General features: G+C 69.6%; 14 protein-coding genes. 1 reads left to right on the top strand and 13 read right to left on the bottom strand.

All coding sequences use genetic code 11. The features are described 5' to 3' along the window. Positions 1–57 precede the first annotated feature (57 nt). The 6 genes from ABGB08_RS05725 to ABGB08_RS05750 all read right to left on the bottom strand — a co-directional run bounded on the left by ABGB08_RS05725 (position 58) and on the right by ABGB08_RS05750 (position 7,865). Positions 58–1,137 carry a hypothetical protein gene (locus tag ABGB08_RS05725; protein ID WP_347587029.1) on the bottom strand — a complete coding sequence of 360 codons (1,080 nt, stop codon included), beginning with the start codon at positions 1,135–1,137 and terminating at the stop codon, positions 58–60. Positions 1,138–1,194: 57 nt separating this feature from the next. After that, positions 1,195–3,585 (bottom strand): discoidin domain-containing protein, encoded by a 2,391-nt coding sequence (locus tag ABGB08_RS05730; protein WP_347587031.1) that lies wholly within the window; start codon positions 3,583–3,585, stop codon positions 1,195–1,197. 145 nt (positions 3,586–3,730) lie between these two features. Continuing rightward, the gene (locus tag ABGB08_RS05735) at positions 3,731–4,609 is read right to left on the bottom strand and encodes a 1,4-dihydroxy-2-naphthoyl-CoA synthase (protein ID WP_155358153.1); all 879 of its coding nucleotides are present in this window, start codon (positions 4,607–4,609) and stop codon (positions 3,731–3,733) included. Between the two features lie 31 nt (positions 4,610–4,640). Then, a complete protein-coding gene (locus ABGB08_RS05740; protein ID WP_347587034.1) occupies positions 4,641–5,831 on the bottom strand; it encodes an isochorismate synthase in 1,191 nt (396 codons plus the stop codon). Then, on the bottom strand, positions 5,831–6,640 hold the full coding sequence (locus ABGB08_RS05745) for a methyltransferase (protein ID WP_347587036.1): 810 nt from the start codon (positions 6,638–6,640) through the stop codon (positions 5,831–5,833). Before ABGB08_RS05745 ends, ABGB08_RS05740 begins: the two co-directional genes overlap by 1 nt. Before the next feature lie 97 nt (positions 6,641–6,737). Then, positions 6,738–7,865 (bottom strand): amidohydrolase family protein, encoded by a 1,128-nt coding sequence (locus ABGB08_RS05750; RefSeq protein WP_347587038.1) that lies wholly within the window; start codon positions 7,863–7,865, stop codon positions 6,738–6,740. Positions 7,866–8,008: 143 nt separating this feature from the next. Between ABGB08_RS05750 and ABGB08_RS05755 the strand changes: the two genes are divergently transcribed. Next, complete coding sequence (locus tag ABGB08_RS05755; protein ID WP_347587040.1) at positions 8,009–9,943, top strand: family 20 glycosylhydrolase; 1,935 nt, start codon at positions 8,009–8,011, stop codon at positions 9,941–9,943. Here the strand turns inward: ABGB08_RS05755 and ABGB08_RS05760 are convergent. The 7 genes from ABGB08_RS05760 to ABGB08_RS05790 form a co-directional block, all read right to left on the bottom strand. Next, positions 9,940–10,527 carry an ATP/GTP-binding protein gene (locus tag ABGB08_RS05760; RefSeq protein WP_347587042.1) on the bottom strand — a complete coding sequence of 196 codons (588 nt, stop codon included), beginning with the start codon at positions 10,525–10,527 and terminating at the stop codon, positions 9,940–9,942. The two genes, ABGB08_RS05755 and ABGB08_RS05760, sit on opposite strands and share 4 nt — an antisense overlap. Beyond that, on the bottom strand, positions 10,508–10,867 hold the full coding sequence (locus tag ABGB08_RS05765) for a DUF742 domain-containing protein (protein WP_246268861.1): 360 nt from the start codon (positions 10,865–10,867) through the stop codon (positions 10,508–10,510). Before ABGB08_RS05765 ends, ABGB08_RS05760 begins: the two co-directional genes overlap by 20 nt. Beyond that, positions 10,864–11,277 carry a roadblock/LC7 domain-containing protein gene (locus tag ABGB08_RS05770; RefSeq protein ID WP_347587242.1) on the bottom strand — a complete coding sequence of 138 codons (414 nt, stop codon included), beginning with the start codon at positions 11,275–11,277 and terminating at the stop codon, positions 10,864–10,866. Before ABGB08_RS05770 ends, ABGB08_RS05765 begins: the two co-directional genes overlap by 4 nt. Continuing rightward, positions 11,277–13,628: a nitrate- and nitrite sensing domain-containing protein gene (locus tag ABGB08_RS05775; RefSeq protein WP_347587044.1), complete on the bottom strand. Its 2,352-nt coding sequence runs from the start codon at positions 13,626–13,628 to the stop codon at positions 11,277–11,279. Before ABGB08_RS05775 ends, ABGB08_RS05770 begins: the two co-directional genes overlap by 1 nt. A gap of 212 nt (positions 13,629–13,840) precedes the next feature. Beyond that, entirely contained in the window at positions 13,841–15,388 is a 1,548-nt protein-coding gene (locus ABGB08_RS05780) for a prenyltransferase/squalene oxidase repeat-containing protein (RefSeq protein WP_347587046.1), read from the bottom strand. Beyond that, positions 15,385–16,245, bottom strand: coding sequence for a terpene synthase family protein (locus ABGB08_RS05785; RefSeq protein WP_347587048.1), 861 nt, complete (start codon positions 16,243–16,245; stop codon positions 15,385–15,387). Before ABGB08_RS05785 ends, ABGB08_RS05780 begins: the two co-directional genes overlap by 4 nt. Then, the gene (locus ABGB08_RS05790) at positions 16,246–17,598 is read right to left on the bottom strand and encodes a cytochrome P450 (RefSeq protein WP_347587050.1); all 1,353 of its coding nucleotides are present in this window, start codon (positions 17,596–17,598) and stop codon (positions 16,246–16,248) included. It lies immediately after the preceding gene. Positions 17,599–17,793 lie beyond the last annotated feature (195 nt).

The raw sequence follows: 17,793 nt of genomic DNA on the forward strand, positions 1-17,793 counted from the left end.
AGTCGTGATCTGGTCAGCCGCAGCGGTGAATCGCCTGGTCGGCGGCTACGCGGCTGTCTATGGGACGGGTTTCTGATTAATGCTTTCGATCTCCGCCAGATGACGGGCTTGGGTGCGCCCCGCATGCCGCAGCGCCCGGTCGAGGGCGTCGGCGACCTCAGGCGTCTTGCGCTGCCGCCACTCGGCGCGCAGCAGCCGGACCGCGGTCTCGGGGTCGCCGTGGCCGGTCTCGTAGCGGCCGATCGCGAGCCGGTCGCCGGTGGCGCGCACCATGGCGAAGTGGGCCTTCGCCTCCCGGTCCCGGCCGAGCTTGAGGAGGAGCTCGCCGTACTCCAGCAGGAAGGCCGGGGCGGGCAGGCGGTTGACGGCGGCCTGGTAGCTCGCCGCGGCTTCGGCGGTCGCGCCGAGCGCGGCCTGGGCTCTGGCGCGGCCCGCCAGCGCGTACGCGTAGCCGGAGTCGGCCTGGAGGGCGCGCTCGTAGGAGCGGAGGGCAGCGGCGGGGTCGGTCTGCAGTTCGCCCAGGCGGTGGTGGCAGAAGGCGACGTCCACCGGGTCGACGGCCGTGTCGGCGGCCCGGCGCAGGGCTTCGGCGGCTCGGGCCGGCTGGCCGCGCAGCTCGTACATGCGGGCGGCGCGGGTGAAGGTGGCCACGTCGGCGCGCAGGGCCATCAGGCGGTCGAGCGCCCGCTCTGCGCGGGCGGGCTGGCCGCGCTCGATGGCGGCGTCGAAGAGCACCGCGTAGGTGGAGGCCCGGCGCGGGTCGGCGCGCCGGGCTTTGATCCCCCAGGCGTAGCCCTTCGCGAAGTCGTGCTTGATGTTGGCCACGGCGCCCAGACCGACAATGGCGTCCAAGTTGCCCGGATCCAGCCGGGTGGCCTCCCGGAGCGCGCCTTCGGCCTTGGGCACGTACGCGCTCTGACCCGTCCGCCGGGCCCGTTCCGCGTAGAGGTTGCCGAGCGACGCCCAGGTTCTGGCGTCGCCGGGATGCGCGCGCAGGTACTCCTGCGTCCGCGCCAGCAGATCAACCTGAGGGGGCTGCGCCGACCCGCCCGAACCGCCCGGCCCGAGCATGGTCAGCGCGGCGGCGACGATCACGCCGGCGCCCAGCGTCCTGGCCTGCACCATGAAGGCGATCATGGTATGCCGCTGACCGGCGCCGATCGCGGCGCCGGTCAGCGGCGGGTAATAAGCCCCTCAGGACTGGTAGACCTCGAATTCCGACAGCTGCCCGGCGGGCCAGCCGGTGTTGCCGGTGATGTTCAGCCGCACGTAGCGGGTGGACGTGCCCGCGAACGTGATCGTCACGGTGTTGCCGGTGGCCGGGTTGAAGACGTATCCCGCCGAGCCCACGATGGTGCTGAACGAGGAGCCGTTCGTGCTGCCCTGAACGGACAACGTCTGGGTACGTGTCTGCCACGCGGACGGCGGCGGCAACTTGAGCACGATCCTGCCGACCGTGACAGCCGAGCCCAGATCGACCTGGATCCACTGCGGGAACACGTTGTTGGCGCTCTCCCAGTAGGAACCGGCGTCGCCGTCGACCGCGTTGCCGGAGCCCAGGTTCTGGGTGTGGCTGCTCTCGGCGGTGGGCTTGCCGCGGGCCAGGTTGACGTTGGGCGCGGCGTCGGTGGTGACGTTCAGCGCGGAGGACGGTTGCGAGGTGTTCCCGGCCGCGTCACGGGCGACGACGGTGAAAGTGTAGGCGGTGGCCGGGGTGAGGCCGGTGATGGTGGTGGAGGTGCCGGTCGGGCTGGCCACGGCGGTGCCGTTCTGCCGGACCTCGTAGCCGGCCACGCCCACGTTGTCGGTGGAGGCGCTCCAGGAGAGGGAGACGCTGGTGGCGGTCTTGCCGGTCAGGGTGAGGTTGCCCGGCACGGTGGGCGGCTCGTTCTCGCCGATGACCGTCGTGCCGTACACCTCGAATTCGGCGAGCTGCGCGGCGGGCCAGCCGGTGTTCCCGGAGAAGTTGAGCCGGACATACCGCGCGGTCCCGGACGGGATATTGATGGTCACCATATTTCCGGTGGCCGGGTTGAACGTGAACGCTGTCGGGCCCGCGAAGTTCGTGTAGGTCGTGCCGTTGGTGCTGCCCTGGACCTGGATGGTCTGGTTGCGTGTCCCCCAGGCGGGCTGCGGCGGCAGCTTGAGCACCACCCGGCCGATGTTCGCCGCCGACCCGAGGTCCACCTGGATCCACTGCGGGAATCCGTTCAGGCTCTCCCAGTACGAACCGGGGTTGCCGTCGACGGCATTGGACGGGGGGTAGCCCGGGTTCGTGCTGCTCGCGGTCGTCTGCTTGCCGCGCGCGAGGTTGGGGTCGGGGTCGACGATGATCATCGGCACGGTGGGCCGTACCGACGTGAGGGCGATCTGGCCTTTCAGCATGCGCCCGCCGTCGCCGGTCAGCCGCAGGTAGTAGTCCGACGAACAGGCCGTCCCGTCCTCGTCCAGGGCCAGCAAGCCCGAGTTGGCCGGCACGGTCGCCGGCGTCTCGGCGGTCTTGGCGATCTGGTTGCCCTCGTTGAACTCGTCGAACATCGAGATGTAGATGCCCTGGCAGCCCGCGCGGATGACGTTGTAGAACTGCCGCCACATGAAGTCACCGTGCGCGCGGTGCCGGGCGGTGACCTCGCCGGGCAGCACGCACGGCTGGTAGTCGATGCCGCGCGCGTTGCAGTGCGCCTGGTCCGGCACGAGCAGGTTGGTGTAGTGGTTGTCCGCCTCGCCGACGTTCCTGATCCGGCCGACCATCCACGGCGAGATCATGTCGTAGGCGTTGTAGACGTCGATGAAGCCGGGGCGGGAGTCGTTGATGCCCTGCCGCCAATGCGTCGGGACCCCGCCCATCACGTAACAGCCCTGGGCCTTGAACCAGTTGACGACGTCCAGGCAGGGGCCGGGGGCGAACGGCCGGCTGGGCTCGCTGAAGCCGAAGCCCCAGAGGCCGACGACGGGTTTGCCGTTCTGCTTGGCGTACATGGGGGAGGCGACGTGGGCCGACATCTTGGTCAGCCAGTCGGTCTTCACCTCCGACTGCATGTTCAGCCAGTCGGTGAGGTCGTACATGACGTACCACTTGACGGTGTTGGCCTCGGCCGCCTGCCGGACCTTCTGCGCCATGGCGTCCCGCGTGGGACCTTCGGCGCCGTTGGGGTTGAACCGCTGCAACGCGGCCGTGTCGATGGTGTTCTCCCGCATCCAGCGGAAGTGGGTGTCGACCGTCTGCTGGTCCCAGCTGGAGAACAGCGTGGCGGGCTGCCCGTTGTTCAGGTTCGAGTACGCGGTGACGTAGCTGTTGGTGTACTCCCGCATGTCCGGCCAGGCCACGATGGTGTTGTTGCCCGGCGACGGCGGCACCTGGTTGTTGTTGCCGCTCCAGTGCCACCAGGCGTTGATCGGCGCGCCGTCCCCCTTGCAGGCGAACCAGCCCTGATAGCCCACCGTGATCTTCCCGACCACGTCCCCCGGCGGGCTCGCCGCGTTCGCCGCGCCGGCCATCGTCGCCAGCACCCCGGTCGTCGACGCCGCCGCCAGGGCGGATCCGGTCACCGCGGAGGCCAAGAACCCCCGACGTGAGATCTCCACGCGCACTCCTCTGTGAGGGGGCGCGGATCAGGACGCGTGAACCGCGCGCCAGAAAGGCTCGGATCCCCATCGTGACAGGATCCGATACACGAGTGCAATAGTTGGAAATCTCAACGCAATCTTTCGAGGTCAACGCGCAAGAAACTCAGAAGTGCCAGGGAAACGGGCTCCAGTCGGGGGCGCGCTTCTCCAGGAAGGAGTCCCGGCCCTCGGCCGCCTCCTCGGTCATGTACGCCAGCCGGGTCGCCTCCCCCGCGAACACCTGCTGCCCGACCAGGCCGTCGTCGATCAGGTTGAAGGAATACTTGAGCATGCGCTGCGCGGTCGGGCTCTTGCCGTTGATCTTGCGAGCCCACTCCAGCGCGGTCCGCTCCAGTTCCTCGTGCGGCACGACCGTGTTGACCATGCCCATCCGGTGCGCGGCCTCGGCGTCGTACGTGTCGCCCAGGAAGAAGATCTCCCGGGCGAACTTCTGCCCCACCTGGCGGGCCAGGTACGCGGAGCCGAAGCCGCCGTCGAAGCTGGCCACGTCCGCGTCGGTCTGCTTGAAGCGGGCGTGCTCCCGGCTGGCGATGGTCAGGTCGGCCACCACGTGCAGGCTGTGGCCGCCCCCGGCCGCCCAGCCGGGAACCACGCAGATCACGATCTTGGGCATGAACCGGATCAGCCGCTGCACCTCCAGGATGTGCAGGCGGCCGGTAGCGGGGGTGCCGTCCGCGTACTGGTAGCCGTCCTTGCCGCGGATGCGCTGGTCGCCGCCGGAGCAGAAGGCCCAGCCGCCGTCCTTGGGGGACGGGCCGTTGCCGGTGAGTAGCACGCAGCCGACGTCCGTGGTCATCCGGGCGTGGTCGAAAGCCTGGTAGAGCTCGTCCACGGTCTGCGGGCGGAACGCGTTGCGGACCTCCGGCCGGTTGAAGGCGATCCTGACCGTGCCCTGATCGACCGCGCGATGGTAGGTGATGTCGGTGAACTCGAAGGCGTCCACCGGCTCCCACGCCTTGTCGTCGAACAGCTCAGAAACCATTCCCACTCCCCAATATCGTCCTGCCTGCACTCTAGAAGCTCCCCACGGCCTCGCGGACGCCGAAGATGTCGCGGACCGCGCCCAGCTTGGCCTCGGTCTCCTGCCACTCGGCGACCGGACTGGAACCGGCGACGATGCCGCACCCGGCGAACAACCGCAGCTCCTGGCCGCTCACCCGGGCGCAGCGCAGCGCGATGCACCACTCCCCGTCGCCCCGGGAGTCCTGCCAGCCGACCGGGGCGGCGTACCGGTCCCGGTCCAGGCCCTCCAGGGAGCGCAGCAGTTCCCGCGCCTGGTGGGTGGGCGTGCCGCACACGGCGGCGGTCGGATGCAGCCGCCCCGCGAGGGCGAGTGCGTCGGTGTCGCCGCTCAGCGTGCCGGTGATCATGGTGGCCAGGTGGGTGACGTTGGCCAGCCGGAGCACGTGCGGGGTGGGCACGTCCAGGGTGTCGCAGTACTCCTCCAGGACGGCGATGGCCGAGTCGGCGGCCAGCGAGTGCTCCACCGAGTTCTTGGGCGTGACCAGGTTGTGGGCGCCGCCCGGCCAGGCCGTACCGGCCAGCACCAGGGAGGTGATGTCGCGGCCGACGCGGCAGGCCAGCAGTTCGGGGGACGCGCCGACCAGGCCGTCCACCGCGAAGGACCAGCAGGAAGGGAAACGTTCGGTCAGGCGGGCGACGGCGGAGCGCGGGTCGAAGGGACCGGCCAGGCGGCCGCGGACGTCCCTGGCCAGCACCACCTTCTCCAGCCGGTCGGCCTTGATGTCCTGGACGGCCTGGGTGACCGCGCTGTGCCAGCGGGCCCTGGCCCCCGGTTCCGCGCGCCAGTCGACGTGCGGCAGCGGAGCCCAGGGGTCGCGCGGCGGCTCCTCGGGGTCGCCGACCGTGGTCTTCCAGGCGATCCCGTCCCGGCGGCCGACCACCACCCGGGGCACGATCAGCACGGATTTTCCCGGGCCGTCGTCGAAGGTGAAGCTGCCGAAGACGATCGGGCCCGAGCCCGGGCGCTCGACCTCGTCGCTGATCCGGCTGACGGCCGTGAACCGCCGCCACCAGCGGCGGGCCAGGTCGAAGCGGTCGGGACCGGAGATCTCGAACCGGGCTGCCTCTCCCCAGGCCACCACCCCGTCGCCACCGCGCAGCCATAAGGTGGCTCCGGCGTGCGGCGCGACCTCCAGTAACGAGCCGGGATCGTCGATCTTGACGGTGCGGACCAGCTCCATCAGGCCGCACCTCCCGCCGGGCGGCGCGCGTGCACGCTGTGCACGGTGAAGGAGACCGCGCGGAAGCCGGGCTCGGCCATGAGCTTCCGGACGCCGGTGAGCTGGGCGGGGGTCATGCCCGCCGCCAGCAGCTGGGCCTCCAGGTGGTGGCTGTTGCTGATCAGCAGGCCGAGACCGGGCGAATCAGGACCCCACACCTCGGTCTTGCAGGCCGGGTCCACGGCGGTGAAGCCCGCCTCGGCGACCGCCTGGGCGGCCGACCTGCCCCAGGTCGGGTCGGCCCCGACCGCGTCCAGCACGGTGGCCAGCGTGGTGAGGTAGGTCTCGTAGAGTTCCCGCGCCTGCTCGTCCGGCGTGAGCAGCGCGGGCCAGTGGGTGATGTCGATCTCGTCGAGCTGCAGCCAGCCGCCCGGGCGGAGCGCGCGCAGCAGGCGGGCCAGCACGTGCTGCCGGTCCGGCAGGTGGCTGAGCACCAGCCGGGCGTGCACCAGGTCGAAGCCCGCGTCCGGCAGGGGATCGTGGACGATGTCATGGCGGGTGACGGTGAGGCCCGGATGGGCGGGGATGAGGCCCGGCTTGATGTCCGTGGCCAGCACGCTGCCCTGGGGCGCGACCCGTTCGGCCAGCCAGCGGGCGACGCTGCCGCCGCCCGCGCCGATCTCCAGGCAGCGCCACCCCGCGGTCACCCCGGTGCGGGCGAGACGCTCGAAGGTCAGCGGATCGAGCAGGTCGGCCAGACATCGGTGCTGGTCGGCCGAGTGGTCTCCGTCGTTGTCGAACACGTAGTGCGGCTTGGTGGCATGCGCCAACTGGGCCTCCCCCGAAAGAAGCAGATGGACCAGTTCCGCATACTAGACAGTCGTTACTCTAAGTAAGTATCTCGACACTCGCGACTTGGCCGGTTCCTCAGGAAGTGCGGATTCCCCGGCGGAAGACGGCCGCCGGGCGCTGGAGCAGGCGGTGGTCCTTCGTGGGGTCGCCCGCGACCGCGAGCAGGTCGGCGTCGAAGCCGGGGGCGATCCTGCCCTTGCGGTCGTCGACGCGGCAGGCGCGGGCGGCCAGGCTGGTGAACGAGCGGAGGACCTCGGTGGGGGTGCACCGGGCGAAGTCGACCAGCATCTCGCCGCCGTAGGGGAGGATGCCGTGCGGCTTGGGCGGGCCGATGCCCGCGTCGCTGCCGCCGATGATCTGGACCCCGGCCGCGTGCAGCAGGCGCATGCCCTCGGCCAGCCCGGGAAGGCGGCGGGCGATCACGGGCGGTGGGTTGAAGCCAGGCAGCACGCCGACCGTCAGCGAGGCGAAGATCCCGCTTTCAGCCAGCCGCGCGATCAGCTCGTGGTCGGGGCTCACGCCGTCCTCGGTCAGGAAGGAGACATGTTCGATCGAGTCGAATCCCGCGTCGAGCGCGGCGGCGATGCCCACGGAGGCGTGCGCGTGGCCGGTGATGGGCAGGCCGTGCAGGTGCGCCTCCTCGGCGGCGGCGCGAATCTCGGCGGGGGTGAACTGCAGCAGGTGGGAGTGGGTGCCGGGGGTCATCTCGCCACCGGTCACCATCATCTTGACGGCTTTCGCGCCGCGCGCGGCCCTTTCCCGTACGGCTTCGCGGATGCCTTTCTCGCCTTCGGCCTCGCCGCCGAGGAACCAGCAGTGACCCCGAGGTGAGGTGATGGGCGCTCCGGCCGAGAGGATCTCGGGGCCGTCGGTGAACTCCTGGGCCAGCTTGATGGCCAGGTAGTCCTTGTCGCCCAGGTCGCGGATGGTGGTCACCCCGGCGGCCAGGTGCAGTTGCGCGGCCGCGTGCATGCGCTCGTAGAGGCCGTCCTCGTCGAGGTGGCCGATGGGGTCGAGGCTGGCGTCGAAGGCGAGGTGCACATGGGTGTCGATCAGGCCGGGCAGGAGGGTCACGTCGCCCAGGTCGAGGGCGTTCTCGGCGTCGTCGAGGAGCGCGGTGATCCGCCCGCCGTCCACGACCACCGCCCGCGAGTGGATCAGGTCGTGACCGTCGAAGATGCGCTGCGCGCGAATGATTTGCATGTGATCGATTGCACTGCGAGTCGGGGGTTGGGGGCATGAGTACCCCCGTACTCGAAACAGGTCTTGACGGGTGTTGAACTGTAAATAAGGCTTACTAATTAACACCTCTGGAGGCGCTTGTGACCCGGTTCGGGCGTGTTGTCGTGACAGTGCTTCTGGCGAGCACCGCAGTGATCGTGCCCGCGTCCGCTCCGGCGGTGGCGGCGACGATGGCGGATGTCGTACCGGTGCCGGTGACCATCCAGCCGTCGGCGGCGACCTACACACTCCCGTCGGGGGCCAGCATCTTCACCCAGGCGGGATCGGCTGATGTCGGGAATTATCTGGCGGGCATTCTGCGGCGTTCGACCGGGTACGCGCTGCCGATCGCGAGCGCCGGATCGGGCGAACCCACCAGTGGCATCTCCCTGCTGCTCAGCGGCGCCGATCCGAGCGTGGGCGCGCAGGGATACCAGCTCGACGTGACCGCCGCCGCCGTGGTGCTGCGGGCGCAGACGGCGACCGGTCTGTTCAACGGGGTCCAGACGCTGCGGCAGCTGCTGCCGCCGGAGATCGAGAGCCCGACCGTGCGCCCAGGGCCCTGGACGGTTCCCGGGGGCAGGATCGTGGACTACCCGCGGTTCGCCTACCGGGGCACGATGCTCGACGTGGCCCGCCACTTCCACCCGGTGGCCACGATCAAGCAGCACATCGACCGGATCGCGCTCTACAAGATCAACTACTTACACCTGCACCTGTCCGACGACCAGGGCTGGCGGATCGTGGTGGACTCCTGGCCCCGGCTGGCCACCTTCGGCGGCAGCACCCAGGTGGGCGGCGGCCCCGGCGGCTACTACACGAAGGCGCAGTTCCAGGACATCGTCGCGTACGCCGCGGCCCGGCACATCACGATCGTGCCCGAGATCGACATGCCGGGGCACACCAACGCCGCGCTCGCCTCCTACGCCGACCTCAACTGCAACGGCGTCGCCCCGGCGCTCTACACCGGAACCGGAGTCGGGTTCAGCTCGCTCTGCACGACCAAGGAGATCACCTACACCTTCGTCAACGACGTGCTGACCGAACTGGCGGCGCTGACGCCCGGGCCGTACCTGCACGTCGGCGGCGACGAGGCGGACGCGACCTCGGCCGCCCAGTACGCCACGTTCATGAACCGGGTGCAGCCGCTGGTGACCGGCAAGAACAAGGCCGTCATGGGCTGGCACCAGATCGGCGCCTCGGCCGTGCAACATTCGGCGAACCGGATCGTGCAGTACTGGGGCACCACCACGTCCGACACGCTGGTGAGCACCGCCGTCTCGCGCGGCGCGAAGGTCGTCATGTCACCGGCCAACAAGGCCTACCTCGACATGAAATACACCAACGCCACCCCGATCGGGCTCAGCTGGGCGGGCCTCATCGAGGTGCAGACCGCCTACGAGTGGAACCCCGGCACCCACCTCAGCGGCGTGCCCGCCACCGCCGTCCTCGGCGTCGAGGCCCCGATGTGGACCGAGACGATCGTCACCGAGGACCACATCGAGTTCATGGCCTTCCCCCGCCTGCCCGCCATCGCCGAACTCGGCTGGTCCCCGTGGTCCACCCACAACTGGACGGCCTTCCGCGCCCGCCTGGCCGTGCAGGGCCCCCGCTGGACGATCATGGGCATCGACTTCTACCGCTCTCCCCAGATCGCCTGGCCCGCGCCGGGCACGACCGTCCGGTACGAAGCCGAGAACGCCGCCATCACCCAGGGCGTCGTCGAGTCCAACCACGCCGGCTACTCCGGCACCGGCTTCGTCAACTACGACAGCGCCGTGGGCAGCAGCGTCCAGTGGACGGTCACCGCCCCCACCGCGGGCACGGCCACCCTCCGCCTCCGCTACGCCAACGGCACCATGGCCAACCGTCCCATGGACATCACCGTCAACGGCACCTTGGTCGCCGACGAGTTCGCCTTCACGGGCACCGGCGCCTGGACCACCTGGCAGACCAGAACTCTGACGGTGACGCTACCCGCCGGAACTTCCACCATCCGGGCCACGGCCACCACCGCGAGCGGCGGCCCGAACGTCGACTACCTGGAGGTGCAGCGCTAGACCTTCGCCATCGGGCGGCGGCCGTAGGCGTGCTGGACCAGGGCGATGAGGACTTCCTTGCCGGAGTCGCGGCGGCGGGCGTCGCAGAGCAGGACCGGGATGTCGGGGCCCAGGTTGAGGGCGAGTTTGACCTCGTCCAGGTCGTAGCGGGGGGCGTCGTCGAAGCAGTTGACGGCGACGATGAACGGGGTGCCGCGGCGTTCGAAGTAGTCGACCGAGGGGAAGCAGTCGGCCAGGCGGCGGGTGTCGGCCAGCACGACCGCGCCCAGGGCACCGCGGGCGAGCTCATCCCAGACGAACCAGAAACGTTCCTGGCCGGGGGTGCCGAACAGGTAGAGGACGAAGTCGTCGCCGATGCTGATCCGGCCGAAGTCCATCGCGACCGTGGTGGTGTTCTTGGACTCCACGCCGGACAGGTCGTCGACGCCCACGCTGCGGTCGGTCAGGGTCTCCTCGGTGCGCAGAGGCTTGATCTCGGAGACCGCGCCCACCATGGTGGTCTTGCCCACCCCGAACCCGCCCGCGATCAGCAGCTTGATCGGGACGGGCATCTTCTTCTTGCCGTCAGAGGGCCCGGAGACCATCGAGCACCGCCCTATACATTCTCTCGTCGAGCACGTCCACCTCGGGCTGCGGTTCCTGGACCGCGATGAAACCCCGGTCCAGCAGGTCGCCGAGGAGCACGCGAACCGTGCCGGCCGGCAGGTCCAGGTGGGCCGCGATCTCCGCCACCGAGAGCGGCCGCTTGCACAGCCGGACGATCTTCAGATGTTCCGGATCGAGGCCCATCTCGACCCCGGTGGCCGGGCGGATGGTCACGGCCAGCGAGATGAGGTCCAGCTTGGCCCGCGCCTCGGTGCGGCCGCGCGTCATCACGTACGGCCGGACCACCTGCTCGTCATAGAGGGCGTCATCAGGATTCACGGGTCGCTCCTGGTAGAAGAGGCTACGGTCCGTGCGGGCGAGGTGAGGTACTGGCCGACGCGGGTGACCAGCATGGCCATCTCGTACGCGACCAGGCCGATGTCGGCCGATTCCTCGCAGAACACGGCCAGGCAGGCGCCCTGGCCGGCGACCGTGACGAGCAGGTAGGCGGACTTCATCTCGATGATCGTCTGCCGGACCGTGCCGCCTTCGAACCTTTCGCTGATGCCGCGGGCCAGGCTCTGCACGCCCGCCGCGACCGCGGACAGGTGCTCGGCGTCGTCCACGGCCAGGCCGCGGGAGGATGCCATGAGCAGGCCGTCGGTGGAGAGAACGATGCAGTGCCGAGCCTCGCGGACCCGCCCGACAAGATCGTCCAATAGCCAGGCCAGGTCAGCGGATGCGGTCATCATCGGTAGTCCTCATCGTTCTTTTGTTGTCCGAGCAGCCGCGCGGCCTCGGACCTTCCACGTTGGGTACCAGACTGGTACGACCCCATGATCTTACGAATATCCTCGGGAGAACGATCATCGTCCTCATCCTCAGGCAGATCCTCGACCGGCCGGTCCCGCAGGGACGGGGCGATGCTCGCCTGGGGCACCCGGAAGGGGAGCCCGGACGGGGTGAACGACTCAGGCACGGGAGCCTCCGGGACACGCGGGATGTCGGGAGTGTCCGGCACGAGCTCGGGGCGGCGACGCTCCCCGATCGGGGTGACCGGTGTCGCCACCGGGGCCGCGAGCGGCTGCTGCCGGGGCGGTTCCGGCGCCCGGTCGAGCGGGTCGGTGGGCCGTCCGTGCTGGGCGACCACGGCCATCCTCGGCAGCTCGGGCGCGCCCAGCGGATCGGCGTCCACCAGGCCCGAGCTCATCATCACGAGTTCGTCCTCCACGACCAGCTCGCGCGGCAGCAGCACCACCGCGGTGGTCCCGCCGTACGGGGAGGCCTTGAGCTGGACCCGGATGCCGTGGCGCTCGGCCAGGCGGCTGACCACGAACAGGCCGAGCCGGGCGGTGCTGGACAGGTTGAACTCCGGCGGCTCCAGGATGCGCTGGTTGGCCGCGGCCAGGTCCTCGGCGGACATGCCCAGACCCCGGTCCTCCACCTCCAGCGCGTACCCGTTGGCCACCATCTGCCCGGCCACCTGCACCACCGTGTACGGCGGCGAGAACGAGACCGCGTTCTCGACCAGCTCAGCCAGCAGGTGGATGACGTCGCCGACGGCCCGGCCGGTCAGCTCGACCTGGCCCATCGGCATGATGGTGACCCGGGTGAAGTCCTCGACCTCGCCGAGCGCGCCGCGCACCACGTCCACCATGGGGACGGGGTTGCGCCAGGCACGGGCGGGGCTCGCGCCGGAGAGGACGATCAGGTTCTCCGCGTTGCGGCGCATGCGGGTGGCCAGGTGGTCGACCCGGAACAGGTCGTTGAGCTCCTCCGGCTCGCTCTCCCGGCGCTCCATCACGTCCAGCAGGGTGAGCTGGCGGTGCACCAGACCCTGGGTACGGCGAGCCAGGCTGAGCAGAATGTCGCGGATGCTCTGCCGCAGTTCGGCTTCGTCGACGGCGGTTTTGATGGCCGTCTCCTGCACCGCGTTGAACGCGTGGCCGACCTGGCCGATGACGTCGTCGCCGAACTCCAGCGGCGGCGCCTCGCTGGCGACGTCCACCTTCTCGCCGTGCGCGAGCCGGTTGACGATGCTGGGCAGGCGCTCGTTGGCGAGTTCGAGGGCCGCCGTGCGCAGCTTCTCCAGCTGCTGGAAGAGCGCCCGCGCGGTCGTGATGGACAGCACGATAGAGGCGATGACGGCGAGCAGGCCGAGACCACCGGCCAGCGCCAGCCGTACGAGGACACCGATGGCCACGCCCGCGGCCCGGTCGAGCAGGTTCTTGCCGGCGTCCTCGACGGCTTGCTGGCGGGCACCGAGCACAGCGTCGGCGACGGCCCGCCACTGGCCCGAGGTGAGCACCAGGCCCATGTCGGTTCGACCGCTCTCGATGACGGTGTCCTCCATGACCCGCATCCGGACGAAGTCGGGGGTGACGGCCAACTCCTGGTAGGCGTCCTTGTCGGCCTTGGGCAGTTCGGCCACCGCATCATCGGTCTGAGCCCGTTGGGCGCCGACGAGCTGGGCGAACTGGGAGTGTTCCGCTGCGGTGAGGCGGCCGGCGGCAAGCGCGCCGGACAGGAGCGCGTCCTCCTGGGCGACGATCTCTCTGGCCCGGGTCAGCTCGACCAGGGTGCGGGCGTCCTTGGAGACCTCTTCGTCGTCGAGGCCGGCCAGTGAGACGTACATGCGGTAGATCGAGTTGGTGAGGTCGGAGTAGACGTCGGCAGCGCGCAGCCGGTCGATCCGGCTCTTGTCTATGGTGTCCCTGGCCGCGGCGAGGCCGTCGAGGCCCTTGACCGTGTCGGCCAGGCGGGTGCGCAGGATCGGGCTGGCCGCGGTGCTCACGCCGCCGTCGGCGCTGAGCTCCTTGAAGGCCCGGATGACCGTGTCGGTACGGCCCCGCTGCGCCTCCAGTTCTTTACGACTGGCGTTGCTGGGCGCGCCCAGGTTGACCAGCGTCAGCCGCCGCTCGTGCTGGAGTTCGACGAGCAGTGGCTCGCTCGGCTGCACGATGCCCGAGTCGAGCGTGCTGACCCAGAGCAGGTTGACACCCTCGCGGAGGGTCACCCAGGCAGCGAACACCCACAGCGCGGCCAACGAGAGGAGCAGCGCTGTGACCTTGGTCCGCACGCGTGAGTTACGGAAACGCATGACACCATCCCTGATAAAGCCAGAGAAAGCTGCGGCGTGTTTCCTTGCGATTAACTATTGCTAACCACTCAGGGCCTCAGCGAAAGGAGTGGCCGATATCCCTGCACCACACGTCGGAAAACCCTAGCAATGCTACGAAACACACTCAAGCCGCAGGACTATACAACCGACTAGATGTCCTACTTTTCGTTAAACGTCCTGTTTATCGCGGTTTAAGCGGTACAGACCTGTGATGGTAACCGACCTGGCGGCGGTGCACCAGCCAATCGGGTCCGTACGGCCTGCCGGGTTGCCAAGATCACAGCGCGCACGATGGAGACCGGCAGATACAGGTCCTTGTCATGCCAGAGCGGCGGGTGGTCCGCCTTCGCTTCGGCCGCCAGCAGGAAGGCGTGGCCGCGCAGAACGGCGTCCCAGTCGGTGTTCTCGCGAGTGAGCAGGATCTGGATCGCGTACGCGGTCTCTTCCGCAGTCCCGGTCCAGCGGCCCCAGGAACCGTTGGCGCGCTGGGTGGCGCGGACCCAGCGGACGGCCCTGGCGGTGGCCTTGCGGGCGGCTCCGCCGCCGAACTCGTGCAGGGCGAGCACGCAGCTCGCGGTGGCATAGAAAGGCGACGCGTGCCAGCGATCGTGCCAATTCCCGTCGGGGTTCTGGTGCGCGCACAGCCAGTGCGAGACTTTACCGATGACAGCCGCATATCGTCCGGCGGCGTTCGGATTTTCCCTGGCGTACTGGCCATACGCATCGAGTACGTGCGCGTTCACGCTGACCGAGGAGCCCTCTTCTCCCGGCCAGGTACAGAAATGCGAATCTGTTTCATAGGCAGCCAGGCTGTCGGGCGGGCAGGGGGCACCGAGCAGTGCCAGCGCGTACAGCGCGACCGAGGTGGTGTCGGCGTCGGCGGGCAATCCCGGCCCGGCGGGGGTGCCGGACGGGCCGATCGCCAGTCGCAGGTCGGCGACCATCTCCGGAGGGACGTCCACGGACACACCGGTGCGGGCCAGCCAGCTGAGCACCCAGCCGCGCTCGAACACGGTGATCGGGTAGCCCACGGGGACGGGGCCGCCATGCGCGCGGACCACCGCCTCCAAGTGGCGGCGGACCGAGCTGGGGCCCTTCGGGTCGCCGAGCCAGGCGGCGGCGGCGGCCGGGGATGCGCCGACGATCCCGGCGAGGGTGGGCCGGACGGCGGACACGCCGCGGGCCGCGTCGCCCGCGACCTCCAGGGCGTGCACCAGCTTCTCGGGAACCGCGCCGCCGGAGTCGAGCCTGGATCTGATCACGGCCAGCTTGGCGTCCGACATCCCGGACGGCAGCCGGAGCGGATCACCGCCCAGGTGCCGGTTGATGAGCGCGACCAGCGACGGCACCACCAGTTCGATGGCCGGCATGTCCGGCAACGGCCCATCGTCGCGCTGCCAGGCCAGCAATGCCGCGAGCCCGCGTTCGGCCACCAAGCCGACCCGCTCGGTATCCCGCACGTGATCCCCACGCCGCAGGACGGACAGCAACGCCTCGGTGGCGCTTAGCGTGGGCACCAGGCCGTAGCCGTCGGGCGCGCCCCAGCCGCCGTCCGACTGCTGGCCCGCCACCAGGAAGGCGATTCGCTCAGCGTGCCCGACCAGCCAGGGGGCCTGGCTGACCAGCCGTCCGGTCTCGTACGCGGAGGGCGAGACCTGCCCCCACGGTTTGAGCATCAGCCCGGACAGCAGTTCATTACCGGCCTCGGTCAATTCCGCACCGGACATCGTCGTCGTCACAGCTCACCCCAGTAGTCGCCGTGGCCGTAGAAGCCCGTGCTGAATCCGATCTGCCGCTCCAGATAGGCGACCGCACCCGGGCATCGGCCCCGGAGTGGATCCAGGCGTTTGCGGCAGACGTCGACCGAGTTCATGATCAGGTCGGTGACCTCCGCCCGGGTGGCGCCCAGCAGCAGCGCGTTGAGGTCGCCCCACTCCTGGTCGCGCTCGTAACCGGCCAGATCGTTGAGGAGCCGGAGCACCCGCTGGACCTCGTCGCCGATGTCCATCAACTGGTCCAGGTGGCGCAGAGTGGCAGGGTCGCCGAGGGCGATCCAGTGCGTGAGGTTGACGAAGGACGAGGCGGCGCTGGCCGCGTTGGCCAGATATTCGCCCAGGGCGGGCTTGTCACCGGCGGCCCGCCAGTGCCATTCCCTGGCCATCGCGGCGACGAACCGGCGGAGCACGTCCCGCCAGCGGCGCTGGAGTTCCTCGTAGGCGGGTCGTTCGGCCAGGTCGTCGCGGATGCCCTGAAGGAAGGTGGTGAGCGGAGTCGCCGGGTCGCCGCCTTCGGCGACGCGCACGCAGGTCCGTACCAGCTCGTCGACCTGGCCGGGGGTGCTGGCCACGTAGTCCATCTGCCAGTCGGCGGCGAACACCCAGAGCGCGGTGCGGAGCAGGACGCGCAGGTCCTCGGCGGTCGCGTCCGGGGAGCTGAAGGAGTTGGCCAGGGCGAGGGAGCTGAACAGGCCGGGGGCGAAGGGTTTGGGTGGGAAAAGGTCGGGCTGGGTGGCCGCGCATTCCATCAGGTAGCGCTGACCGGTCGCGGCCAGGGCGCAGATCCTGCCCTGCTCGGCGGCGGACGCCAGGAGATCCACTCAGCGCCCCTCTCGCCGGTGCAGGGTCATCTCGACCTTCCGGCGAGGCCGGACGGATCCGGCGGGGAACGGCTGGTATGGGCCGGGGTCCACCAGCCGGGGGCGGAATCTGCTCAGCAGGGTGGCCAGGAGCAGCGGGGCTTCGACGTAGAACAAGTGCAGGCCCAGACAGACGTGCGGGCCGCCGCCGAACGGGAAGTAGGCATAGCGATGGCGGCGCTCGGCGACGTCCGGCGAGAAACGCTCGGGGTCGAACTCCAGCGGGCGCTCCCAGAACTCGTCCAGGCGGTGCGTGACGTACGGGCTGATGAGGAGGTCGGAACCGGCCTTGATCGGAATTCCGGCGATTTCATCATCGGCGGCGGCGACCCGGGGGAACAGCCAGCCAGATGGGTAGAGGCGCAGGAGTTCCTGCAGGACCATCTTCAGGTAGCGCAGTTCCAGGAGATGGTCGGGAGTCACCGGGCCGGTCCCGACCACCTGGTCGATCTCCGCGTACAAGCGTTCCGCCACCTGCGGGTGTGCGTCCAGGAGCGGCCAGAGCCAGGTCAGGGCCATCGCCGTCGTCTCGGCAGCGGCACCGTAGATGCTGACCAGATCGTCGCGCATCTGGCGGTTGCCGCTCTCGTCCCGGGAGCGCGCCCGGCTCAGCGCGGAGATGATGTCGCGCCCGTCGTTCTCCTCCAGCCGGGCCTGGCGGACCAGCGGATACACCACGTCGTCGATCGTCTTCGCCGCGTCCCAGAAGGCCCGGTCGCCAGGCAGCGGAACCCGGTCGGGCACGAACGGCAGGAAGATCCGGAATGCGAAGGACGAAGCCGCGGTCGCGTACGCGGGGGCGAGGCGTTCGGCTTTCTCCGGTGACACCCGGTTCCCGAACAGCACCCGGATCACGGCCTGGTTGACGATGCGGGCCATCTCCTCGGCCACGTCGATCACCTGTGCGGTGTGCCGGTCGAGAGCGTCGATGCCCTCCTCGATGGACTCGGCCATCTCGGCGGCAAGCGAGTCCACATACCGTGCGGTGAACAGCGGCTGAAGGATCTTCCTGCTGGACTCCCAGCCGGGCCCGTCGCTGATGATGCTGTCCCCGGACAGCCGGGACAGCGGCTTCCAGAACATACCGTCTCTCACGTAGTTGGTCCAGTTCCCGCGTAACACGTGCTGGACGTGGTCGGGGTGGCTGACCAGGTACGGCCGGATCGGGCCGAGGTTGATCCGGACGAGTTCGCCGCCGGCGGCCCGGCCGAAGTCGGCGAGCGCGTTGACGGGGTCACGCAGGAGCCGGGGCAGGACGTGGCGGAGGGGAAGCGTTGCGGCCTGTCTGGTTCCGACTGGATTGGTGATCGACATCGCGGGTGTCTCCCACTGGTGCGATTTTTGCGCAGCACGAACGGCACTCATGGCGGATGGGTGCGTGAAACGGTCCAAGGCACACGGGTTGCCGATTGGGCACCCGGACCTCGACCGAAATGGTCGGTATTCGAATAGGAATCGACGCTCAGTAGCTCGTCGGTTACCTCCAGTTCGCGCCTGATCACATGACCG

Source organism: Acrocarpospora sp. B8E8, from assembly GCF_039871605.1.
Taxonomy (GTDB): Bacteria; Actinomycetota; Actinomycetes; order Streptosporangiales; family Streptosporangiaceae; genus Acrocarpospora; species Acrocarpospora macrocephala.